The sequence below is a fragment of the Aeromicrobium phoceense genome (assembly GCF_013868155.1).
Lineage (GTDB): Bacteria > Actinomycetota > Actinomycetes > Propionibacteriales > Nocardioidaceae > Aeromicrobium > Aeromicrobium phoceense.
This window is the reverse complement of sequence record NZ_JACEOG010000001.1, coordinates 727,989-750,090: the sequence shown is the minus strand read 5'-3', so window position 1 is coordinate 750,090 and position 22,102 is coordinate 727,989. Positions and strand designations below refer to the sequence as shown.

Genomic DNA, 22,102 nt, shown 5'->3' with positions numbered 1-22,102 from the left:
TGTCATGACGCACGCCACATGAGTCACATGAGGTGAGTTCCGAAGCACCCGCCGCGCTTGGCGACGGCGGCGGTCAGGGGGCCAGGCCCACGTACTTCGTCTCGAGGTACTCCTCGATGCCCTCGTCGCCGCCCTCGCGACCGAAGCCCGACGCCTTCATCCCGCCGAACGGCGCGGCCGGGTTGGAGACGACACCCTGGTTGATGCCGACCATGCCGGTGTCGAGGCCCTCGTAGACCTTGATGGCGCGCGAGTAGCTCTGCGTGAACGCGTAGGCGACGAGACCGTACTCGGTGTCGTTGGCCATCTGCAGCGCCTCGTCGTCGTCGGAGAACGTGAAGATCGGCGCGACCGGCCCGAAGATCTCCTCACGCCAGACCCGGGCCTCGGGCGGGACGCCGGTCAGGACCGTGGGCGGGTAGTGGTAGCCCGCGCCGTCCGGCACCTCGCCGCCGGTGAGCACCGTGGCACCGTGCTGCTTCGCGTCGTCGACCAGCTCGGCCACCTTGTCGCGCTGCTTGGCCTCGACGAGCGGGCCCACCTCGGCCTGCTCCATCCGCTTCGCGAAGCGCGTGGCGAACTCCTCCGCGAGCGACTCGTGCACGATGAAGCGGTTCGCGGCCGTGCAGGCCTCGCCGATGTTGCGCATCTTGGCCAGCATCGCGCCGTCGACCGCCTTCTCGAGGTCGGCGTCCTCGAAGACCAGGAACGGGGCGTTGCCGCCGAGCTCCATCGAGACGCGCAGGACACCCTCGGCGGCCTGCTCGATGAGGGAGCGGCCCACCTCGGTGGAGCCGGTGAACGTCAGCTTGCGCAGCCGGGGGTCGCGGATGATCGGCTCCATCACCTTGCCGGTGCTCTTCGTCGTGACGATGTTGAGGACGCCGTCGGGCAGGCCGGCCTCGGTGAGGATCTCGCCCAGGCTCAGCATCGTGAGCGGCGTCAGGGAGGCGGGCTTGACCACCATCGTGCAGCCGGCCGCGATCGCCGGGCCGATCTTGCGGGTGCCCATCGCGAGCGGGAAGTTCCACGGCGTGATCATCAGGCACGGGCCCACCGGCTGCTTCAGCGTCAGCAGCCGGGTGGCGCCGTTGGGGGCGACCGAGTGGCGGCCGGCGATCCGCACCGACTCCTCGGCGAACCAGCGGAAGAACTCGGCCCCGTAGGCGATCTCGGCCTTCGACTCGCTGACGGGCTTGCCCATCTCGGCGGTCATCTGCTCGGCCAGCTCGTCGGCGCGCTCGGTGATGATCTCGAACGCGCGCCGCAGGATCTCGCCGCGGTCGCGGGGCGCGGTGCGCGCCCAGTCGGCCTGCGCGGCCACTGCGGCGTCGAGCGCCGCCCTGCCGTCGGCCACGGAGGCGTCGGCCACCGTCGCGAGCGTCTCCCCCGTCGCGGGGTTCTCGACGTCGAAGGTCGCGCCGCCCTCGGCGTCGCGCCACTGTCCTGCGATGAAGAGCTGATGGGCCATGCTCCCGACGCTACCGCGCTCGGCGCCTCCCTTCGACCTGTCAGACTTCGGCCATGCACGACCGCCTGCGCGGGTGGATCCGGCTCACGCTGCCGGGACTCCTCGGCGCCTTCGCCTTCGCCCTGCTGTCCCTGACCCCGTCCCTGCTGCCCCGGCCCGCCCTGTTCCAAGGACTCGTCACGGGCGTCACGGCCGCGATCGGGTACGGCCTGGGCGTCGCCCTCGCCTGGGTCTGGCGCGCCTTCGCCGACCGCGAGGCGGGACGACCGAGCCGGCGGCAGTGGCGCTGGACGATCGGTGTCGGGCTCGTCGCGCTCGGGATCGTCGACGTGATGAGCGTGCGCCAGCAGGACCGGGTCCGCGAGCTCATGGGCATGGGTGACGCCAGCGCCTGGCGGCTGATCACGGTGCCGGTCGTCGCCGTGCTCGTGTTCGCGCTGCTGGTCGCGGCCGGCCGCGGACTGCGTCGCGCCACCCGGTGGGTCTCGGCCCTCCTGGCCCGGCGGATCGGCGCGCAGGCCGCCCGCGCCACCGGCGTGGTCCTCGTGGCCGCACTGACGTTCTTCACGCTGAGCGGGGTCGTCTACGACAACGCCATCGCCGCGGTGGACTCCTCCTTCGCGCTGGGTGACCAGCAGGTCTCGTCGAATCTCGAGGCACCCACCAGCACGTTGCGGTCGGGCAGCCCGGACTCCGAGCTGGCCTGGGAGGACCTCGGCCGGCAGGGGCGCCGCTTCGTGGCACGCGGCCCGAGCGGCGAGGAGATCGCGGAGTTCACCGGCCGGCCGGCCCTCGACCCGATCCGCGCCTACGCCGGCACCGCCAACGCCGAGGACGTCGAGGAGCGGGCGCGCCTGGCCGTCCACGACCTGGAGCGGGCGGGCGGCTTCGACCGCGCGAACCTGCTGGTGGCCGGCACGACGGGCTCGGGCTTCATCGAGCCGAGCGCGTCGAACTCGTTCGAGTACCTGACCGGTGGCGACTCGGCGATCGTGTCGATGCAGTACTCGCACCTGCCGTCCTGGGTGTCGTTCCTGGTCGACCAGCGCGCCGCGCGCCACGCCGGCCGCGCCCTCTTCGACGCCGTCTACGAGCGGTGGAGCGCCCTGCCCGCCGACAACCGGCCGCGGCTGTACCTCTTCGGCGAGAGCCTCGGCTCGTTCGCGCTCGAGACGGCGTTCAGCGGCGAGGCCGACCTGCGCAACCGGACCTCGGGCGGGCTCTTCGTCGGGCCCCCGGGGTTCAATGCGCTGTTCACCGAGTTCCGCGAGCAGCGCGACCCGGGCAGCCGCGAGATCGAGCCGATCTTCCGCGACGGGCGCACGGTGCGCTTCACGAACGACCCGTGGGGTCCGACGATCCCCCTCACCCGCCCCTGGGACGGACCGCACCTGCTCTACCTCGTGCACCCCTCGGACCCGATCACGTGGTGGAGTCCCGACCTGATCTGGGACAAGCCCGACTGGCTCTCGGAGCCGCGCGGCTCCGACGTCGCGAACGCGATGCGCTGGTACCCGATCGTCACCTTCTGGCAGACCTCGGCCGACATGGCGGTGGGGATGGCGGTCCCGTCGGGACACGGCCACGACTTCGTCGGCGAGCACGTCGCCGCCTGGGCCTCGGTGCTGCAGCCCGAGGGCTGGACCAGCGCCGACCTGCGCCGCCTCCAGCAGCAGATCGTCGACGCCGACGCCGAGAACGCCGGCGTCCCCCCGTCGCTGCGCGACTGACCCGGGGAAACCGTCAGCGCTCGCGCGGGTCGCGCAGTTCGCGGACGCGGGTGATGACGAACCAGCCGCAGACCACGAGCACGGCCAGGATCACGAGGCGCTGGAACCAGTCGGCCCACGGCTCGATGACGTGCCAGTTCTCGCCCAGCGTGTAGCCGGCGCCGACGAAGATCGAGTTCCAGATCAGGCTGCCGAGGGTCGTCAGCAGCAGGAAGATGCCGAAGGACATCCGCTCCACGCCGGCCGGGATCGAGATGAGGCTGCGGAAGATCGGCACCATCCGGCCGAAGAAGATCGCCTTCGTACCGTGCTTGGCGAACCAGGCCTCGGTGACCTCGAGATCGCGCACCTTCAGCAAGGGGGTCCGCTCGAACACCCAGGCGGTCCGGTCGCGGCCGAAGAGGCGCCCGAGCCAGTACATGATGCAGGCGCCGATCACGGAGCCGGCGGTCGTGGCGAACAGCGCGCCGGCGAGGGAGAACCGGCCCTGGCTCGCGGCCAGGCCCGCCATCGGCAGCACGATCTCGCTGGGGATCGGGGGAAAGAGGTTGTCCAGGCCCACCGCGAGGGCGGCGCCGAACAGGCCCATCCGGTCCATCAGGTCGACCATGAAGCCCGCGAGTCCGTCGATCTCCTGGTCGGTCGCCTGAATCATCACCCGGCAGAGCATAACGAGCAGTGCTCAGCGTGTCGCCGTTCCGAGGAGCCGGGTACCGTCGCCGGGTGCACCCGTTCCGCCATCTCCTCGCCGCCACCGGCGCCGTCGTCCTGCTGACGACGCTGCTGGCCGCGTGCGAGGGCGAGGACTCCGGGCCTGACGCCGAGACCGTCCGGGCCGCCGAGCCGGCCGGGCTCGCCGCGGCCCCGGCCGGCGACGTCGTCGCCGCCTCGCGCTTCCTGCTCGAATCCGCATCGGCCGTCGTGCTGGTTCCCGCCGAGGAGCCGCAGGCCGCCCTCGACCGTGCGCTCGACCTCGGCGTGCCGGCGCTGCCGGACACCGAACCGGGGCGGGCCGAGGCGAAGCGGCTCGGCGCCCGCATCCTGGCCGCGGACGACCCGGCCGGCGCCGGGGCGGATCCGATCGAGCGCGCCGTCCGCCCCACCATCGCCGCCACCGGCAAGCCGTCCCCCGAGCTGCTCGCGATCGCCGACCTCGGTGACGCCGACCTCGTGCGCATCGCCACCGACCCGCGGCGGCACGCGCCCTCGGCGAAGCTGCTGCGTCGCGACCCCGACGGCGCCCTTCTCTCCCTCGGCGCCGACGACTACGCCGTGCGCGTGGTGCGGGCGGACGCCCAGACGGTCGGCGGTGGCTGGTTCGCCACCCGCGGCAAGCACCTCGTCGCCATGTACGGGCACCCGTCCGGCCCGGCACTCGGCGTGCTCGGGGAACAGGGCACGAAGGCCTCCGTCGCCCGCGTCCGCAAGCTCGTGCGCAAGTACCGGAAGGCGGCGCCGGACGAGCACTTCGTCCCCGCGTTCGAGATCATCACCACCGTCGCGGCCGCCGACAAGGGACCGCACGGCGACTACTCCGCCCGCACCGAGGTGTCCGACCTCGAGCCGCTCGTCGACGCGGCCGAGAAGGCCGGCATCGTCGTGATCCTCGACCTCCAGCCGGGCCGCTCGTCGTTCCTCACGCAGGCCAAGGAGTACGAGTCGCTGCTGCGCCGCCCCCACGTCGGCCTGGCCCTCGACCCCGAGTGGCGGCTCGGGCCGAAGGGCAAGCCGCTCCAGCGCATCGGCCACGTCGGAGCGAACGAGGTCAACCGCACGTCGGCGTGGCTGGCCGCCCTCACGCGCAAGCACGCGCTGCCACAGAAGGTGTTCGTGCTGCACCAGTTCCAGACGCAGATGATCCGGAACCGCGACCGGGTGCGCACCGATCACCCGGAGCTCTCCACGGTCATCCACGTGGACGGCCAGGGCAGCCCGGGCGCGAAGTTCGGCACGTGGGGCGTCATCCGCGAGGACGCTCCCGCGAGCGTCGGCTGGGGCTGGAAGAACTTCGTCGACGAGGACGAGCCGATGCTCGACGTCTCCCAGACCTGGCGCCGCGTGCGCCCCCACCCGGAGCTCATCACCTACCAGTGAGCGCGTCCTCGAGGTCCTAGGGTGACACCGGTGAGCGACTACTGGACTGATCGTGGCGCAGCACTGTTCTGTTCCGAAGTGCAGTTGTGCTGCTACATCGCGATGTTCATGTTCCATCCGAACGACCTGGTCTGGGTCGTCGTGTGGTCCGTCGTTGCGATCGTCACCATCGTCTGCATCTTCCAGGTCCGCGTCACCCTGGCGAAGTACGTGTACGCCCTGACGCTGCCCCCGATGATCGCCGTGATCTGGGTCTTGCTCCAGTTCCTGAACGGGACCGCCACCGACTTCTTCGGGCTCTACCTCTTCAACGCGGGAATCCCCCTCTTCGTCTTCTCTCTCGCGGGCCTGGCGATCGCCCTCGGGGCTCCCGAGCCGCTCGACTAGAGAACGGGGCCGGACGCGGGAAGGCCGCGGACCCGGGGGTCTGTCACCCCGGATCCGCGGCCGCCTGGGACCCGACGTCAGCGCACGCGCAGCTTCACCAGACGGGAGCTGCCCTCGACACCCGACTGCGGGACGTAGACGAAGCGCACCGCCGAGCGGCCCTTCTTCGCCACGCGCAGCCAGACCGTCGCGCTGCCGTCCTTGACCTTGACGTTCTTCTTGACGAGCCGGCCGCCGGCGTAGACCCGGATCGAGCCCTTCGGGCTGACGCCCGGGGCCTTCACCGAGACGCGCGCCTTGAACGCCGCCTTCGCCTTGACCGATCCGGGCACCTTGACGCCCGTCCGGCTCACGGCCTTCCTCGTCACCCTGATCGCCTTCGCGACCGCGGTGCCGTCGGCGTGGTCGGCCTTGGTGGCCGTCACGCGGGCGGAGACTGAGGCCTTGAAGTCGGCCGGCGTCAGGCGGTAGGTCGACCGAGTGGCCCCGGCGATCGCCTTGCCGTTGCGCAGCCACTGCACCCGCGTGGAGACGCCCTTCACCGACCACGTTCCGGGCGAGACCGCGAGCACCTTGCCGACCTGGGCACTGCCCGAGATCTTCGGGGCAGTCACGGCGGTCGGTGCCGCGATCCGGTCGACGGCGACGGACGCGCCCTCGACCTCGACCGTGCGAGCCTCACCGTCGGTGCCGACGAGCTTCAGCGACGGCACGGCGAGGGCCGCGGTGCCGGCCTTGCGGGCCGTGAAGGTCGCCGAGACGAGCGACACGTCGCCCTCCGCGGCCGGCGAGGTGCCCAGCTTCGTGTGCAGCACGACGAGGTCGTCGCCCTGCACCGACGCGTAGGTCGAGCCGGTCACGTCGGTCGACGCGCTGTCGGCCTCGTAGGCCAGCACCGCCGGGTCGAAGTCCAGGGCGAGCTCGTAGGCGAACACGTCCTGCACGTTCTCGGCCGCCACCGTGACGGTGACCTCGTCACCGACGGCCACGCTGGAGTCCGAGGCGGTCACCGCGAACGTCGGCTCGTCGGCCTGCGCGGGCGTCATCGCCAGCGCACCGCCCAGCAGGGCCACCGAGATCGCCCCGACCGCGCCACGCCGCATCGTCTTCTTCGTCATCTGTCGTCCTCGGATCGTCTGGTCGCGGTTCACGGTGCCTCCTGCGCGAGCGGGCCGTAGAGCGCCGGCGTGGTGCGGTGGCGCGTGCCCTGCTCGTAGTCGTAGGCCAGGCCCAGCAGCGGTCCCTCGTCGAACTGGCGACCCAGGAACTCCAGGTTCATGCCCGCCGAGGGGTCCGCGGCGTCAGCGCCCATCGGCACCGTCACGGCCGGCATCCCGGTGTTCGGGCTGAGCCGCATGTTGGTGCTGAAGGTGCCGTACTGCGTTCCGGAGGGGTAGACGACCGCGTCGATGTCCTGCGCGTCGAGCAGGGCCGTCACCTGGGTGTGACCGAGCGCGAGCTGCGTCGTGTGCGAGCCGTTCGGCCCCGCCCACGCCTGGTAGGTCTCCTCGGTGATGCCGTTCCGCTGGACGTACGTGGAGCGGTAGGCGGGCGCGAACTTGCCGCTGTCGATGATGCCCTGCAGCGTGTTCGCCTCGACCTCGGGCGACAGGTGCGACGCCATGTACTGCGCGAGGTCGTGCTTGAACTCGTTCGTGCTGCCGCTGCCCTCGTTGAGCACCCGGGTGAACGCGGTGCCCTCCTCGGCGGTCATCTGCACCGGGACGACGGTGGCGCCCTGCGCTTCGAGGTCGGTCTTGGCCTGCTCGAAGCGACGGGCCGCGGCGGCCTGTCCGGCGTTCGTCGCGGTCAGCGACGGGACCATCTGCGGGAAGTAGCCGATCCGCTTGCCCTCGAGGGCGTTCGGGTCGAGGTACTTCGTGTACGAGCTCGGCACCTTGCCGATCTGTCGCTGCGTGACCGTGTCGTTCTCGTCGACGCCGACCACGGCGTCCATCGCGATCGCTGCATCGGAGACCGAGCGCGCCATCGGGCCGCCGGTGTCCTGCGACAGGGCCAGCGGCACGATGCCGTCGCGCGAGGCGAGGCCCACCGTGGGACGGACGCCGACGAGCTGGTTGTAGCTCGACGGGACGCGGATCGAGCCTCCGGTGTCGGAACCGAAGCCGAGCGCGGCGAGGTTCGCCGAGATCGAGGCGCCGGTGCCGCCGGAGGAGCCGCCCGCGGTCTTGCTCGTGGCGTAGGGGCTGGCGACCAGCGTGCTGCGCTGCGTCGTGGTGTCGCCGTTCACGGTGACGCCCTGGAAGGCGGAGAACTGCGAGCTGAAGCCGTACGCGAACTCGTCGAGGCTGGCCTTCGCCAGCACGACGGCACCCTGGGCGCGCAGCCCCTCGACCATCTCGGCGTCGTCCTGCGTCTGGTTCTCCTCCCAGCACGCGCAGCCGGCGGTGGTGGGCATGTCCTTCGTGTCGTAGTTGTCCTTCAGCGCCACGGGGATGCCGAGCAGCACGCTCGTCATGCCGGTCTCGGCGCGCTCGGCGTCGGCCTCGGCCGCCAGCTCGAGCGCCTCGGGGTTCGTCGAGATGATCGACTTCAGCGGACGGCCGTTCGCGGCCGGGTCGACCTTCGCGTTGTCGTAGGCCTCGATGCGGTCGAGGTACTGCCGGGTGAGGTCCACCGAGGTCAGCACGCCGGCGTTCATCGCGGCCTGCATGTCCAGGACCGACGCCTCGACGAGCTCGAACTTCCCGTCGTCGTAGATCATCGCCTGCGCGAGGCGGGCCACGTCGGTGACGGTGATGGTGTCGTCGCCGTCGTGGTCGGCGGCGGACACCGCGGCCCAGCCGTCGTCGGCCGACGTCGTGCCCACGCGGCCGGCGAGCAGGTCGACGTCCTCCTGCGTGACGGCGTCGTCGCCGGTGAGGTCGGCGGCGGTGAACCGCGGAGCGAGGTACGAGCCGGCGTCGGTCGTCCCCTCGGCGCTCGTGGCCGGGGTGCCGGCGGCGATCAGGACCGCCCCGGTCATGCAGGCCAGTGACAGGGCTACCCCTGCTCGGATGGGTGTGCGTCTCACCATGTTCCTCTCGACGTGGGATCTCCCCGACGTCGTCACGCTAGGAACGCGATGTTGCGCAGGTGTTTCGTGTGGGTGTTGGGGCGGAGAACTGCGGGTCGCCCGGGTTACGAGTGGTGTCGCGTCAGTCCGGGAGCGCTCGCGAGGACTGCCACGCCGTCTGCGCCGCCAGCAGCACGATGGCCGCGACCGCGATGACCAGCGCCGTCGTCGACTCCCCCGCGACGGCGGCGACGATGCCGATCAGCGCCCAGACGACCGCGGCCGCGTAGCCCGGGCTCCGCGGCAGCTGCGAATTCACCGCGAGGGCGAAGACGACGGCCACGACGAGCAGCGCGATCTGCCAGCCGCGGTCGTCGGGCTCGGCGAGGTCGAGCTCGAGCACCCCCGTGCCGAGGTTGAGGAAGACCGCCGCGCTGACCCAGCCGGCGTAGATGCCCGAGGTCGCGCGGGCGAGCCACGTGGTCCACGCGGGCTCGGCCGGGCGGGTGTGCGCCGCGAGGCGGGCTGCGTCGATCGCCACGACGGTCATGAAGGCCAGCACGAGGAACGTCGCCCAGCTGATGGCGGCCGCCGACACCGCGATCCAGACGGTCGCACCGACGTAGAGCAGGATCAGGTCGACCACGAAGCGCCGCTTCCCGACTCCGTCGCCGCGCCACAGGGTGACGATCGCGTGGGCCAGGGCGAGTCCGTAGATGAGGCTCCAGATCGAGAACGCCCAGCCGGCCGGGGTGATGAGCAGCGAGTCGCTGTCGTCGCCGGGCCGGGCGACGTCGGCGAGGGCCTGGACCACCGGGGCGACGATCTGCGCGATCGCCGCCGCGAGCAGGGCCCACCCGAGCCGACGATCGGTGTGCACGTCGGTGGAGGTCATGCCTCCACGCTAGGCGGGGCCCCGGGGACTCGCAGGGTGGCGCGTGAGCGCTCAGCGGGTCGGGAAGAGCACGTCGGCGACCTCGCGCGGGGCGAACCGCTGCTCGAAGTCGCGCTCGTTCGGCTCCCAGACCTCGGTCCACACGCGGTCGTGGTCGTTGCCGTCGTCGCGGTCGCGCGCGATGCCGCGCTGGGTCGCGGTCCACAGGTCGATCTCGCACCAGACCGCCAGGTCGAGCAGCGGCAGCGTCGTGGGGTGGAACAGACCCACGAGGTCGATCACGAGCACGTCGGCGCGCGGCACCGGCTCGGGCTCGGTGAGGCGGCCTCGGTCCCAGTCGTAGCGCTGGAACTCCCCGGGGACCTCGTCGCGGAACGGGCGGAGCACGTCGTCCACGAGCCGGTCGCGCTCGACGCCGTCCCAGTCGGGCGAGCGCCGGTGCACCCGCACCGGGTCGAGGAAGTCGTCACCGCGCAGCCGCACGGCGTCGGGCAGGGCGGCAACCAGGCGACGGGCGAGGGTGGACTTGCCCGACCCACCGAACCCCGAGATGCCGACGATCGCCGGGCGGCCGAGCTCACGCTGGCGGGCGGTGACGACCTGGACCAGCTCGTCGAGATTGCTCATCGCGTCCCAGCCTCGCCCGGCCCACGGGCACCCGCAAGATCTCGGGTCCGCAACGCTGGTCATCGTGGGGGCTGCCGCCTACGGTCGGGGCATGACCGACCACGTGGTTCTGCGCTACACCCGCACCTACCCGCTCGAGGTGGCCGAGGCGTTCGAGCGGCTGCTCGAGCTCGACCTCACGGCGCTGTTCGACCGCCGGTACGCCGCGATCCCGCGCATCGCGCAGGTCCGCGACCAGGAGGGCCCGTGGCGCACGCCCGGGCAGACGCGCACCATCGTCCTGGCGGACGGCGGCACGATGCGCGAGGAGCTGACGGCGGTCGAGAGCCCGTCGCGGTTCACCTACCGGATCTCCGGCATCACGGGCCCGATGAAGCACCTGATCACGTCGCTCGACGGCGCTTGGACGTTCGAGCCGGCGGGAACCGGCGTCCGCATCGGCTGGACGTGGACGGTGCGCCCCGAAGGGCGTCTCGGCCGCCTGGCGATGCCGGTCTTCGGCCGGATGTGGCGCGGCAACGCGCGGCAGGCCTTCGACAACATCGAGAGGCTGCTGGTCCGCTGACCGGAGGACCTCAGACACGCATCGGCCGGGGCGCGCGCGGCGCGTCCCGGTCGATGCGTCCCCCCGAGTAGGTCCCTCCCGATGGGGCGAGGCCGGCACCATGCGGGCCGGCCCAGTCCCTGTTCCATCCTGCGGGCGCGCGCCCGGCGTCGGAACCCCCGGAATCGGGGGGTCACTCCTCGTCGAGGACGTCCCCCGGGGCAAGCCCCACCGCGCGCTCGATGTCGCCCGGACTGGTGTGCTGGAGGTAGTCGCGCAGCTTGCGGCAGGCCACCCGGTAGTGCTCCCGGGCCGTGTCCTCGGTGATGTAGAGGGTGGCGGCGATGTCGGCCCAGTGCCGGCCGCGGGCACGGCCCGAGATCACCTCGCGCTGGCGGGTGCTGAGGTCGAGCCGGGCGCCGCGGCGGTCGAGCAGCTCGGTCAGCCCGACGAGCGACTGGGTGACCACGACGCGGTCGCTGCGGACGTCCTCGATCGCCTGCATCGTGACGTGGGGCGGGTCGGCCTTGTGGACCACGCCGAGCGCGCCGGCACGCAGGCACAGCGCGAGCACGATGGGGCGGCGCTCATCGGTGTAGAGGCACACCCGCAGCCCGCGCTCGCGCAGGGCGCGGATGGCCGCGCGGCCCTGCTTCGTGGTGGTCGACGTGCCCTGGGGACCGCGCAGGAGCAGGTCGAGGACGACGACGTCGCAGTGCACCGGCGCGGCCTCGAAGTCCTCCACGCTGGCGTAGGTCGCCACGACGTCGAGCCCCGGGTGCACGGTGGCGAAACCGCCGCGGATCACGGTGCTGTCGTCGATCACCACCACACGCGTGCGTCGCACGGTCATGCGTCCACCTCCGCCACCGGCCCGGTGATGGTCACCGAGGTTCCGCGGCCCGGCGCCGAGCTGACGTCCACGGTCACGCCGACGTCGCGCAGCGCCTGGCCGACCTGCGTGTCGAGACCGAAGCCGAGCGGCTGGTTCCCCTGGTCGAAGCCCACCCCGTCGTCGGACACCACGACCTCCCACGTGGAGCCGTCGGTGTCGGCGTGCACCACCACCTGGTCCGCCTTCGCGTGCAGCCGCACGTTGTGCAGGACGGTGGTGACCGCCCGTCCGACGGCCGTCCACACCGCGTCGTCCAGCTCCACGTGGGCGCCGAGGGCCACGGCCGGCTCGACCGGCAGGTCCTCGAACCCTTCGAGCGCGTGCGCGAGCATGGTCCCGACGGTGCGGGCCGAGGAGTCGATCCGTGCCGGCTCGGCACCGAGGTACGTGCGCAGTCGCTGGGCCTCACGGTCGGCCTGGAGCCGCAGCCCCGGCAGCACCTCGGCAGGAGTGTCCTCGTCGGACAGCAGCCGCAGGATGCTCGAGGCGTCGTGGACGGTGAGCTGGTAGCGCTCCAGCTCGAGGGCGCGCGTGGCGGCGACGGCGTCCTCGCGGGACTGGTCGGCGTCCACCGCGAGGCCGCGCAGGTAGTGGGTCAGCAGCGCGACGACGAGGGCGTAGCCGGGGATCGTGAGCGCATTGCTGAGGCTGGTCTCCCACGACGTGGTGTTCGCCGTGAGGGTCCAGGCGAGGTACCAGCCGCCGAGCGCCACGCCGTGGACCATCGCCACTCCGGGCGGCAGCCACGCGGCCGCCAGCGCCCCGACGTTGACGGCGAAGCCCGAGGCCCACGCCTCCCACGTGCCCACGACGAACGGGTCGGGCAGCAGCAGGTTCATCGCGGGAACGGCGAGCCACGCGAGCAGCAGGTCGGGCACGTGCCAGGCGCCGCGGCGCACCGAGCCGGTGACCAGGCACTGCACGATCAGCAGCAGCGAGACCGCGACGACGGAGAGCGTCAGTGCCCAGTAGGCACCGCGGTGCTCCGCGACGCCGGCGCCGGAGGCGGCGGCGAGCAGGATCTGCACCAGCACCACGGCACGCATCGTGGGGGCGACGAGGGCGATGCCGCGCTCGGCGCGGCGTGCGGACGATCGTGAGGACGCCCGGCTGAGGGCCTCGGATCGACTGTCCACGCCTGACATCGTCGCAGACCTCGGTGGGACCGGCCCAGCACCGCTCTCGCACCCGTAGCCTGAACCGGTGCGCCTCACCTCCTTGCACCGCTACCCCCTGAAGTCCGCCCGGGTCGAGGACCTCGCGGCGGCCGAGGTCGAGCCGTGGGGACTCGTCGGCGACCGCCGCTGGATGGTGGTGGACGAGGCGGGCCACTTCATCTCCGCGCGCGAGTCGCACCGGCTGCTCACGGTGCACCCGCGGCTCACTGACGGCGGCCTGCACCTCAGCGCGCCCGGGGCCGCGCCGTTCGAGGTCGCACCGCCCGATCCGGCACGCCAGGTGCCGGTCAGGCTGTGGAAGACGGAGTTCACCGCCGCCGAGGCCACCGACGCGTCGGCCTGGCTGAGCGAGCTGCTCGGCGGGGCGGTCCGGCTGGTCCACCTCGACGACCCCACCCGCCGGCCGATCACCGGCTTCGCGCGCCCCGAGGACCGCGTCAGCCTCGCCGACGGCTACCCGCTGCTCGTCGCGACCGAGGCGTCGCTGGCCGCCCTCAACGCGTCGATCGAGGAGGGCGGCGGTGAGCCGGTCCCGATGTCGCGGATGCGACCGAACCTCGTCGTGGACGGCGACCTGCCGTGGGCCGAGGACGACTGGCGCCTGCTGCGGGTCGGCGATGCGACGTTCCGCGCGGTGAAGGGCTGCGCGCGCTGCGTCATCACCACGCTGGAGGCCGATCACGGCTCGGGCGCGGTGACCGGCGGCAAGGAGCCGCTGCGCACGCTCGCCCGCACCCGGCGGTTCGGGAAGAAGGCGTGGTTCGCGGTGAACCTCATCCCCGAGACGCCCGGTGCGGTGGTCCGCGTCGGCGACGAGGTCGAGGTGCTCGAGGCCGCACCTCCCGGCGGCGGCCCGCTCGGCGCCTGACCCCGCCAGTGGCTCAGGTCCCGAGCAGGTGGTCCACCCAGCGCGGGACGACCTCGGTGGCCGGGCCCTCGTAGGTGGTGTGGAAGTCGCCGTTCGGGGTCGGGACGAGGTTGAGCTCCACCGTGGTGGCGCCGGCTGCGTGGGCGTAGTCGACGAACCCCGCAGCTGGGTAGACCACGCCGGAGGTGCCGATCGCGGCGAACACGTCCACTTCGGTCAGCGCCTCGTGGATCTCGTCCATCCCGTGGGGGTACTCGCCGAACCAGACGATGTCGGGTCGCAGCGCCCGCCGCCGGTTGCAGGACGGGCAGCGGGGCTCGTCGGCCAGCGTGCCCTCCCAGGCGTGCCGTGACTCGCAGCGCTGGCACCGCACCCGGCGCAGCTCGCCGTGCATGTGCAGCACGCGGCGCGAGCCGCCGCGCTCGTGGAGGTCGTCGACGTTCTGCGTCACCAGCAGGAGGTCGTCGCCGAGCGCCTCCTCGAGCCGGGCGAGCGCCACGTGCGCCGCGTTGGGCCGCACGCGGCCGAGCGACGCGCGGCGCTCGTCGTAGAACCGCTGGACCAGGCGTCGATCGCGCCGGAACGCCTGCGGCGTCGCCACGTCCTCGGGCCGGTGCCCCTCCCAGAGCCCGTCGGCGTCGCGGAACGTGGCCAGGCCGCTCTCGGCCGAGATCCCGGCGCCCGTCAGGACGACGACCTTCACGCCACGCTCCCTCGCAGGGCGTCGCCGATCTCGCGCACGGCGGTGCGCGGCCCCGCGACCGACCAGACCAGCCCGTGGGCGTCGATGCGCTCGGCGGCCCCGCCGAGGCCGGCGACCAGCGCGGTGCCGGGCAGCCAGTCCCAGTCGGGGGTGCTGTGCTGGAACCAGCAGCCGAGCCGGCCGATGGCCACCCCGACGAGGTCCATGGAGCCCGAGCCGAGCATCCGGATCGTGGCGGGCAGCGCGGCGGCGCGCACCCACGCCTCGAAGCCGGCGCCGCTGCCGATGAAGCCGGGGTGGGCGTAGGTCGCGGCGCCGAGTCCGGCGAGCGGCGCGTCGGCGATCGGCGTCAGCGGCTCGCCGTTGCGGGTGGTGTGCAGGCCCGGACCGCCCACGAGCACGGTGCCCGAGGCGTGGTGCGCCACTGCGCCCAGCAGGACCTCGTCCCCCTCGGCCAGCGCGATCGCCGAGCACCAGTAGTCGGACCCGGTGGAGAAGTTGTAGGTCCCGTCGACCGGGTCGATCACCCAGCGCCGGCCGGACGTGCCGTCGCGCGAGGTGCCCTCCTCGCCCAGCAGTCCGTCGTCGGGGCGCTCGCGGTCGAGGCGCTCCACCACGAGGGCCTCGGCGGCGAGATCGGCCTCGGTCACCACGTCGGACACGTTGGTCTTGGCGCGGGTGCCGAGATCGCCGGTGGCGCGGATGCCGGCGGCGAGCGCCGCGGCCTCCACGACGAGGTCTCGGGCCAGGTTCGCGTCGGCGGGGGTCACGGTCACGCCTCCACCGTAGGAGGTGCCGCGCAGCCGCCGGCTCAGAGGTCGACGACCGGCTGGCGCAGGATCGTGCGGAGCTTCTCGGGGGCGGCGCGGCGCGGGTCGCTGAGGTAGATCTCGTGGTGCCTGCCGGTGAGCCGCAGGCCATGGGCGGGGATGAACTCGTCGTGCATCCGCTCCAACACCGGGCCCTCGGCGTCGTACGGACCTACGTGCAGCGTCTGGACGCACCGGCCCTCGTCGAGCCTCTGCACCCGCAGGACGTCCAGCCGGGGCGCGCCGCCCTTGCCGGCCACGGTGGCGCGCGCCTCGTCGACGTGGGCGTCCTCGATCCAGTCGGGGACGAGGCTCAGCACCGTCCAGTCCCACCGCGACTTGTCGCGCGCGGTGGTGAACGCGGCCATGTCGTCGCCCCACCACAGCGCCTCGAGCGGCGGCACGACGTAGTCGCGGTCGAGCTCGCGCTTGCTGAGGAACTTCAGGTTGTAGGCGACGGGATACAGGGTCGTGAGGGCGTCCTCGTACTGGCCGCGCTCGTTCGGATCGCCGTGCCCGTCGATCATCAGGTAGCGGATCGGTGGGACGGTGACGATCTCGAATGCACCACGTGGTGCGGTGTACGTGGAGATCTGCCTCTTGGGGTCGACCTTCACCCGTCCTCCTGCGACACGAGCCCCGATGCCATCAACGCGGTCTGGAAAACGTAGCGGTTCCAGGGGTCACGGGGGTCGCGTCCGGTCACGGCGGCGATCCGGCCCAGCCGGTAGCGGACCGTCTGCGGATGCACGTGCAGGTGCGCCGCGGCGGGGGCGGCGCCACCGGCCTGCAGCACGGTGTCGAGCGTGCGCAGCGCCTCGGCGTCCTCGCTGAGGCGCCCCAGGACCACCCGGGCGGCGCGCACGGGATCGGCGTCGGGGTGGCCGGACGCCAGCGCGACCACCTCGAGGTCGCCGGCGCCCAGCAGCGGGCCGGTCCAGGCGAAGCCGGGCGCGTGGCCGACCGCGTGCAGCGCCAGCCGGTGGGCCCGCGGAGCGGTGCGCGGCGTGACCCCGGCGTGGTGGGCGGCCCGGAGCCCAAGGCGCGACAGCCGCTCGGCCAACGCCTCGGGATCCGCGTGCGCCAACAGCACCACGCCGACCCCGTCCATCACGGTGTGGATCGAGGTGATGAGCGGTCCCTCGTCCGACTCGCGGACCCCCGCGACGGCCGCGGCCGCCTGGACGGGGTCGGGGCACGCGCCGATGACGACGAGGTCGAAGGAGGTGGGCAGCTCGGCCTCGAGCTCGCGCAGTCGGGCCGCCAGCGTTCCGGCATGGCTCTGGCGCCCGAGCAGCAGATCGGTCAGCAGCTGGCGCAGCGAGCTCTCGCGGTCGGACCCGAGGACGCGCCCCGTGGACTCGTACCCGTCGTAGATCGCGTCGGACAGCTCGTCCAGGGCGGCGAACCAGACCCGCACGAGCGAGGTGACGTCGTCCACCGAGACGTCCTCGCGGAAGCGGCCGGCGACCTCGTCGAGGAAGGTCGTCGCCGCCACCCGGTAGGCGCGCAGCACCGCCGAGAGCGGGCGGCCGTCGCGGGCACGGACGGCCCCGACGCCGCGGAAGAGCCGGATGTCCTCGTCGGTGAGGGCTCCGTCCTGCGCCCACAGGTCGAGCACCCGGTGCAGCGTCCACACGATGATCGAGCGAACCTCCTGGAGCTGGCGCTCGTCCAAGGTGGCGTAGGCGGGGATCTCGCGCGCGAGCGACGTCAGGAAGGTCTCGACGAGCGCCGACTCGCCCTCGGTGAGGCGGGCGCTGATCGCGCGGCGTCGGTCGACGGTCTCGGGCACGGCTCGTCCTCGTCGTCCTCACTGACAACACTTCTTGTCACTGAGGCACAAACGTACTGGTGCCGGCACCCCGCGTGCGTCACCGTGGCGGCATGTCCTTCACCCCCGATGTCATCGTCGTCGGCGCCGGGCTCGCCGGCCTCGTCGCCACCCACGAGCTCTCCCAGGCCGGCAAGCGCGTGCTGGTGCTCGACCAGGAGAACCGCAAGAACCTCGGCGGCCAGGCGTTCTGGTCGCTCGGCGGCCTGTTCTTCGTCGACAGCCCCGAGCAGCGACGCACCGGCATCAAGGACTCCCCCGAGCTGGCCACGCAGGACTGGCTCGGCTCCGCAGGGTTCGACCGCCTGGACGACGAGGACGTCTGGGGCCGGCGCTGGGCCGAGGCCTACGTGGCGTGGGCGGCCGGCGGCAAGCGCGACTACCTGCGGGCGCTGGGCCACCGCGTCATGCCGATGGTCGGTTGGGCCGAACGCGGCGACGGCGCGGCCAACGGGCACGGCAACTCGGTGCCGCGCTTCCACATCACGTGGGGCACGGGCCCGCGCCTCGTCGAGACGTTCGCCGACCCGGTGCTGAAGGCCGAGACCGGAGGACTGGTGCAGTTCGCGTTCCGCCACCAGGTGGATGAGCTGCTGACCGAGGACGGCGCGGTCGTCGGCGTCCGCGGGTCGGTGCTGGAGCCCGACGAGTCCGACCGTGGCGTGAAGTCGTCGCGCGAGGTGGTGGGCGAGTTCGAGCACCGCGCCGCCGCCGTGGTCGTCACCTCCGGCGGCATCGGCCACAACCACGCACTCATGCGTGCGAACTGGCCCACCGAGCGGATCGGTCCGGCCCCCGAGCACCTCATCTCCGGCGTCCCGGCCCACGTCGACGGCCGCATGCTCGAGATCTCCGAGCGCGCGGGCGGCCGCATCGTGAACCGCGACCGGCTGTGGGCCTACACCGAGGGCATCACCAACTGGGACCCGATCTGGCCCGACCACGGCATACGCATCCTGCCCGGCCCGTCGTCGATGTGGTTCGACGCGAACGGCCGCCGGCTGACCGGCATGTCGGGTGTCCCGGGCGCCGACACCAACGGCGCGATGAAGCAGATCCTGGCCACCGGTCACGACTACTCGTGGTTCGTGCTCACGCAGTCGATCATCGAGAAGGAGTTCGCCCTCTCGGGATCGGAGCAGAACCCCGACATCACGGGCCGCGACATCCGCGTCCTGCTCAAGGCCCGGCTCGCGAAGGGTGCGCCCGGGCCCGTGGAGCGGTTCAAGGAGCATGGCGTCGACTTCGTGGTGGCCTCGTCCCTCGACGACCTCGTGACGGGCATGAACGAGATCGCGCGCGGGCCCCAGCTGGACGCGACGATCCTGGAGCGCCAGATCGTCGCCCGCGACCGCGAGTTCGACAACGCGTTCACGAAGGACGTGCAGGTGATGGCGATCCACAACGCGCGCCGCTCGCGGATGGACAAGATCGTGCGGGTCGCGAAGCCGCACCGGATCCTCGATCCCACGCACGGCCCGCTCATCGCCGTGCGGCTCAACGTGCTGTCGCGCAAGACGCTCGGCGGCCTGCAGACGAACCTCGACTCGCAGGTGCTCGACGCCGACGGCGCACCCGTCCCCGGCCTGTACGCCGCGGGCGAGGTGGCCGGCTTCGGCGGCGGCGGCGTCCACGGCTACAACGCTCTCGAGGGCACCTTCCTGGGCGGCTGCATCTTCTCCGGCCGCGCGGCCGGCCGGGCGCTCGCGGGGCCTCAGACGCGGGCCTGAAACCTGCGCGCCTTCGTGGCACCCTGAGGAGAAGGAGGATGCACGGCTGTACCGGTACCGGGGGGTGCCCATGCCCGGAGGACGACGCGCACGCCGGCTCGCGCTGGCGACCGTGACGCTGCTCGCCCTGGTGGCCTCTGCCCTGACGACCGCGACAGCGCCGGCCGCCGCCGACTCCACGCTGTCGAGCATCCCGGTCGCCGAGCTCGACCTGGCTCCCGGGACCGAGGCCTGCTTCCCGGGCCACCATCCCGGCGAGACACAGGTGCTGACGTGCGAGTACGGGCACCAGGGCCCTCGCGTCCTGGCCATCGGGGACTCCCACCTGCGCGCCGTGTCCCCCGCGCTGCGACGGCTGGCCGAGGAGGGCAAGATGCGCGTCACGCTGATCATCCGCTCCCGCTGCGGGTGGTCGTCGCGGGTCATCGAGAACGACACGCGGTGGATCCGCGACGACTGCCAGACGTGGCGCCGCAACGTGGCGAAGTACATCCGTGAGCAGGATGACGTCCGCGCCATCGTCACCCACCACCGCGCCTCGACGATGGCCGGCCGCACCTCCCAGCGAGGACCTGACACGGTGAAGGCGTGGCGCGTCGCCCTCGAACGGCGGATTCCCGTGATCGCCCTGTCCGGCGCCGCCAACTGGCCGTTCAAGGACCCCATGCCGACCCAGTGCCTGCGGGAGAACCGGGCGCCGTCGCAGTGGGGCAACTGCTCGGCGAGCGTCCGCAAGGTGATGAAGTTCGACTGGACCGTCCCCGCGGTGGTGCTGGCGCGGCGGGCGTACGGCCCGACCGCCGCTTTCCGGATCGACCTGCGCGATGTCCACTGCCCGAAGCGCCGGTGCCGCGTCGTGACTCCGTCGGGCCAGATCATGTACCGCGACCACCAGCACCTCACGGCGACCTACAGCCGGTCGCTGGCTCCGTTGATGGAGAAGCGCCTGCGCGAGACGGGAGTCGTGTTCCCGAGCGCGAAGGTGTCCCGCTCGAAGCGCGTGGCGACCGCCGTCGCCCGCTGCCGCGCACTGCACCCGCTGCCCGCGCCGATGGTGTGCACGTCGCGCCACGGCCCGCGCCCCGGCGTGTCACCCTGAGACCGGGGAGGTGCCATGCGCGCTCGGATCGTCGTCGTCCTCGGCCTTGCGGCGCTGGTCCTGGGCGCCCTTCCTGCGGCCGCCCTGGACACCCCCCGGCTGTCGAGCATCGCGGCTGCCGAGCGCGACGTCGCTCCGGGAACCCGCGCGTGCTTCTCGGGCTCGGAGTCCGGCGTCACGAAGGCGCTCACCTGCCACTACGGCCGCAAGGGCCCGCGCCTGCTGGTGATCGGCGACTCGCACATGCGGGCGCTGTCCCCCGCGTTCCGGCGCCTGGCTGAGGCGGGGAAGATCCGCGTCACCCTCATCATCCGGTCGCGCTGCGGTTGGTCGTCGCGGCCGATCAAGAACCTCAAGGCGTGGGTCCGCGAGGACTGCCAGGCGTGGCGCGCGAACGTCACCCGCTACATCCGGCGCCAGAAGGGCGTGCGCGCGATCGTGACGAGCCACCGCGCCTCGACGATGCCCGGCACGCGGACCCAGCGCGGGCCCGACACCCTGAAGTCGTGGCGGGTCGCCCTCAACCGGCGGATCCCCGTGGTCGCGATCTCGGACTCCCCCAACTTCGTGCTTTCGCGCCCGTCGCCGACGCAGTGCCTGCGCCGCAATTCAGCCCCGCGAAACTGGCGGAAGTGCTCGGCCGACGTCGGCGACGTCATGTGGTTCGACTGGACCGTGCCGTCGGTGAAGCTCGCCCGGAAGAAGCACGGAGCGCGGTCGGCGTTCCGGATCTCGATGAAGGAGACGTACTGCCCGAAGCGCCGGTGCCGCGTCGTCACGCCACGGGGCCAGATCATGTTCCGGGACCACCAGCACCTGACCGCCACCTACACGCGCTCGCTCGCACCCCTGATGGAGCGGCGCCTGCAGGGCATCGGGATCCTGCCGTAGGTCGCTAGAGGAAGAGCTGGCCGGCGGCTGCTGCTGCGATGACCGCCACCCACACGGAAACCCGGCTCCACCACTGCGAGACGAACACGGCCACGGCGATCGCCAGCGTCCCGGGCGAGATGATGCCCTGCGTGATCACCGGGTCGTAGAGCGCCGCGGCGAGGATGCCGACGACGGCCGCGTTGACGCCCATCACCACGCGGCGGGCCGAGGGCGCCTGGCGCAGCCGGTCCCAGAACGGCAGGACGCCCACGACCAGCAGGCCCGCCGGCAGGAACACCGCCACGAGGGCGATCGACGCGCCCAGCACACCGTTCGGCCCGGACTCCATGCTGGCGCCGAGGTAGGCCGAGAACGTGAACAGCGGCCCGGGCACCGCCTGCGCCGCGCCGTACCCGGCGAGGAAGGTGTCGGCGTCCAGCAGACCGGCCTGCACGGTCTGCGTCTCCAGCAGTGGCAGGACGACGTGGCCACCGCCGAACACCAGCGCGCCGGTGCGGTAGAAGATGTCGGTCAGCCGTAGGGCGGGGTCGTCCGTGAGGGCCACGAGGACCGGCAGTGCCACGAGCAGCACCGTGAACACCGTCAGCGCGGCGATGCCGCTGCGGTGCGAGACCCGAGCGAGGTCGCGCACGGTCTCGGGGCGCTCCGCCCGCAGCCAGAGCCAGCCGATCAGCCCGCCCAGCACGATGACACCCACCTGCGCCACCGGGCTCGCCACGACGAGCAGCACCGCCGCACCGACGGCGGCGATCACGATCCGCTTGAGGTCGGGCGTCAGCGTGCGCGCCATCTGGATCACCGCCTGCGCGACGACCGCGACCGCCGCCGCCTTCACCCCGTGCAGCCAGCCCGCGCCGGAGACGTCACCGGACGCGGCGACCCCGTACGCGAACGCCACCAGGAGGATCGCGGACGGCATCGTGAACGCGAACCAGGCCGCCAGCAGACCGCCCACCCCGGCGCGACGCAGGCCGATGACCATGCCGACCTGGCTCGAACCGGGGCCCGGGAGGAACTGGCACAGGGCGACGAGGTCCGCGTAGGCCGCGTCGGTCATCCAACGGCGGCGCTCGACGAACGCCTCACGGAAGTACGCCAGGTGCGCGACCGGTCCGCCGAACGAGGTCAGCCCCAGGCGCAGGAACACCCAGAACACCTCGGCGACCGTGCCCTCGCGCGCCGTCCCCGATCCGGTCATCGCGACCATCATGACCTGCCGCCGTGCGAACGCGCCCCTCGAGTGGCCCCGGCGGGATGATCGTGCCCGAGCTGCGTTCGAGTCAGCCCCCGATTGCGGGGGTGTCGGCGGCGGCCGGCCGGCCCGAAGG

Annotated in this window: 21 protein-coding genes; 8 read left to right on the top strand and 13 right to left on the bottom strand. The window is 72.5% G+C overall.

Annotated features, from left to right (window positions below):
- Window positions 1-73: 73 nt before the first annotated feature.
- A complete protein-coding gene (locus H1W00_RS03625) occupies window positions 74-1,471 on the bottom strand; it encodes an NAD-dependent succinate-semialdehyde dehydrogenase (protein WP_181753669.1) in 1,398 nt (465 codons plus the stop codon).
- Between the two features lie 53 nt (window positions 1,472-1,524).
- Here H1W00_RS03625 and H1W00_RS03620 point away from each other — a divergent pair, with 53 nt between their 5' ends.
- A complete protein-coding gene (locus tag H1W00_RS03620; RefSeq protein ID WP_181753667.1) occupies window positions 1,525-3,201 on the top strand; it encodes an alpha/beta hydrolase in 1,677 nt (558 codons plus the stop codon).
- A gap of 13 nt (window positions 3,202-3,214) precedes the next feature.
- Here the strand turns inward: H1W00_RS03620 and H1W00_RS03615 are convergent, their stop codons facing one another.
- On the bottom strand, window positions 3,215-3,856 hold the full coding sequence (locus H1W00_RS03615) for a DedA family protein (protein ID WP_241732972.1): 642 nt from the start codon (window positions 3,854-3,856) through the stop codon (window positions 3,215-3,217).
- A gap of 68 nt (window positions 3,857-3,924) precedes the next feature.
- On the opposite strand from H1W00_RS03615, the gene H1W00_RS03610 reads away from it, so the two are divergent.
- Together H1W00_RS03610 and H1W00_RS03605 are read left to right on the top strand one after the other, a co-directional pair.
- Window positions 3,925-5,295: a hypothetical protein gene (locus H1W00_RS03610; protein ID WP_181753663.1), complete on the top strand. Its 1,371-nt coding sequence runs from the start codon at window positions 3,925-3,927 to the stop codon at window positions 5,293-5,295.
- Window positions 5,296-5,403: 108 nt separating this feature from the next.
- Window positions 5,404-5,682 (top strand): hypothetical protein, encoded by a 279-nt coding sequence (locus H1W00_RS03605; protein ID WP_181753661.1) that lies wholly within the window; start codon window positions 5,404-5,406, stop codon window positions 5,680-5,682.
- 77 nt (window positions 5,683-5,759) lie between these two features.
- Here the strand turns inward: H1W00_RS03605 and H1W00_RS03600 are convergent, their stop codons facing one another.
- The 4 genes from H1W00_RS03600 to H1W00_RS03585 all read right to left on the bottom strand — a co-directional run bounded on the left by H1W00_RS03600 (window position 5,760) and on the right by H1W00_RS03585 (window position 10,220).
- A complete protein-coding gene (locus tag H1W00_RS03600; protein WP_181753659.1) occupies window positions 5,760-6,800 on the bottom strand; it encodes a cohesin domain-containing protein in 1,041 nt (346 codons plus the stop codon).
- Between the two features lie 29 nt (window positions 6,801-6,829).
- Window positions 6,830-8,668 carry an amidase family protein gene (locus H1W00_RS03595; protein ID WP_206679960.1) on the bottom strand — a complete coding sequence of 613 codons (1,839 nt, stop codon included), beginning with the start codon at window positions 8,666-8,668 and terminating at the stop codon, window positions 6,830-6,832.
- Between the two features lie 172 nt (window positions 8,669-8,840).
- Window positions 8,841-9,593, bottom strand: coding sequence for an MFS transporter (locus H1W00_RS03590; RefSeq protein WP_181753656.1), 753 nt, complete (start codon window positions 9,591-9,593; stop codon window positions 8,841-8,843).
- 51 nt (window positions 9,594-9,644) lie between these two features.
- Entirely contained in the window at window positions 9,645-10,220 is a 576-nt protein-coding gene (locus H1W00_RS03585; RefSeq protein ID WP_181753654.1) for a uridine kinase family protein, read from the bottom strand.
- 91 nt (window positions 10,221-10,311) lie between these two features.
- Here H1W00_RS03585 and H1W00_RS03580 point away from each other — a divergent pair, with 91 nt between their 5' ends.
- Complete coding sequence (locus H1W00_RS03580; protein WP_181753652.1) at window positions 10,312-10,785, top strand: SRPBCC family protein; 474 nt, start codon at window positions 10,312-10,314, stop codon at window positions 10,783-10,785.
- 172 nt (window positions 10,786-10,957) lie between these two features.
- On the opposite strand, the gene H1W00_RS03575 is transcribed toward H1W00_RS03580, so the two are convergent.
- Complete coding sequence (locus tag H1W00_RS03575) at window positions 10,958-11,617, bottom strand: response regulator transcription factor (RefSeq protein ID WP_181753650.1); 660 nt, start codon at window positions 11,615-11,617, stop codon at window positions 10,958-10,960.
- Window positions 11,614-12,795, bottom strand: a complete 1,182-nt coding sequence (locus tag H1W00_RS03570) for a sensor histidine kinase (RefSeq protein ID WP_181753648.1) — start codon at window positions 12,793-12,795, stop codon at window positions 11,614-11,616. Before H1W00_RS03570 ends, H1W00_RS03575 begins: the two co-directional genes overlap by 4 nt.
- Window positions 12,796-12,862: 67 nt before the next feature.
- Between H1W00_RS03570 and H1W00_RS03565 the strand changes: the two genes are divergently transcribed.
- Window positions 12,863-13,705 carry an MOSC N-terminal beta barrel domain-containing protein gene (locus H1W00_RS03565; protein ID WP_181753646.1) on the top strand — a complete coding sequence of 281 codons (843 nt, stop codon included), beginning with the start codon at window positions 12,863-12,865 and terminating at the stop codon, window positions 13,703-13,705.
- Between the two features lie 13 nt (window positions 13,706-13,718).
- Here H1W00_RS03565 and H1W00_RS03560 read toward each other — a convergent pair whose 3' ends face one another.
- Genes H1W00_RS03560 through H1W00_RS16980 form a run of 4 tightly spaced genes read right to left on the bottom strand, consistent with a single transcriptional unit; the run spans window position 13,719 to window position 17,012 of the window.
- Window positions 13,719-14,408: an NAD-dependent deacylase gene (locus tag H1W00_RS03560; protein ID WP_181753644.1), complete on the bottom strand. Its 690-nt coding sequence runs from the start codon at window positions 14,406-14,408 to the stop codon at window positions 13,719-13,721.
- On the bottom strand, window positions 14,405-15,184 hold the full coding sequence (locus H1W00_RS03555; RefSeq protein ID WP_181753642.1) for an inositol monophosphatase: 780 nt from the start codon (window positions 15,182-15,184) through the stop codon (window positions 14,405-14,407). The genes H1W00_RS03560 and H1W00_RS03555 overlap by 4 nt, the downstream gene beginning before the upstream one ends.
- A 35-nt stretch (window positions 15,185-15,219) precedes the next feature.
- Complete coding sequence (locus tag H1W00_RS03550; protein WP_181753640.1) at window positions 15,220-15,834, bottom strand: GyrI-like domain-containing protein; 615 nt, start codon at window positions 15,832-15,834, stop codon at window positions 15,220-15,222.
- Window positions 15,831-17,012, bottom strand: a complete 1,182-nt coding sequence (locus H1W00_RS16980) for an RsbRD N-terminal domain-containing protein (RefSeq protein ID WP_181753638.1) — start codon at window positions 17,010-17,012, stop codon at window positions 15,831-15,833. The genes H1W00_RS03550 and H1W00_RS16980 overlap by 4 nt, the downstream gene beginning before the upstream one ends.
- A gap of 92 nt (window positions 17,013-17,104) precedes the next feature.
- Between H1W00_RS16980 and H1W00_RS03540 the strand changes: the two genes are divergently transcribed.
- From H1W00_RS03540 to H1W00_RS03530, 3 genes are all read left to right on the top strand, one after another.
- Window positions 17,105-18,781, top strand: a complete 1,677-nt coding sequence (locus H1W00_RS03540; protein ID WP_181753637.1) for an FAD-binding dehydrogenase — start codon at window positions 17,105-17,107, stop codon at window positions 18,779-18,781.
- A 70-nt stretch (window positions 18,782-18,851) separates the two neighbouring features.
- Window positions 18,852-19,880 carry an SGNH hydrolase domain-containing protein gene (locus tag H1W00_RS03535; RefSeq protein WP_181753635.1) on the top strand — a complete coding sequence of 343 codons (1,029 nt, stop codon included), beginning with the start codon at window positions 18,852-18,854 and terminating at the stop codon, window positions 19,878-19,880.
- A 15-nt stretch (window positions 19,881-19,895) separates the two neighbouring features.
- Window positions 19,896-20,771 carry an SGNH hydrolase domain-containing protein gene (locus H1W00_RS03530; protein ID WP_181753633.1) on the top strand — a complete coding sequence of 292 codons (876 nt, stop codon included), beginning with the start codon at window positions 19,896-19,898 and terminating at the stop codon, window positions 20,769-20,771.
- Between the two features lie 4 nt (window positions 20,772-20,775).
- Here the strand turns inward: H1W00_RS03530 and chrA are convergent, their stop codons facing one another.
- The gene (gene chrA / locus H1W00_RS03525) at window positions 20,776-21,972 is read right to left on the bottom strand and encodes a chromate efflux transporter (protein ID WP_181753631.1); all 1,197 of its coding nucleotides are present in this window, start codon (window positions 21,970-21,972) and stop codon (window positions 20,776-20,778) included.
- Window positions 21,973-22,102: the final 130 nt, after the last annotated feature.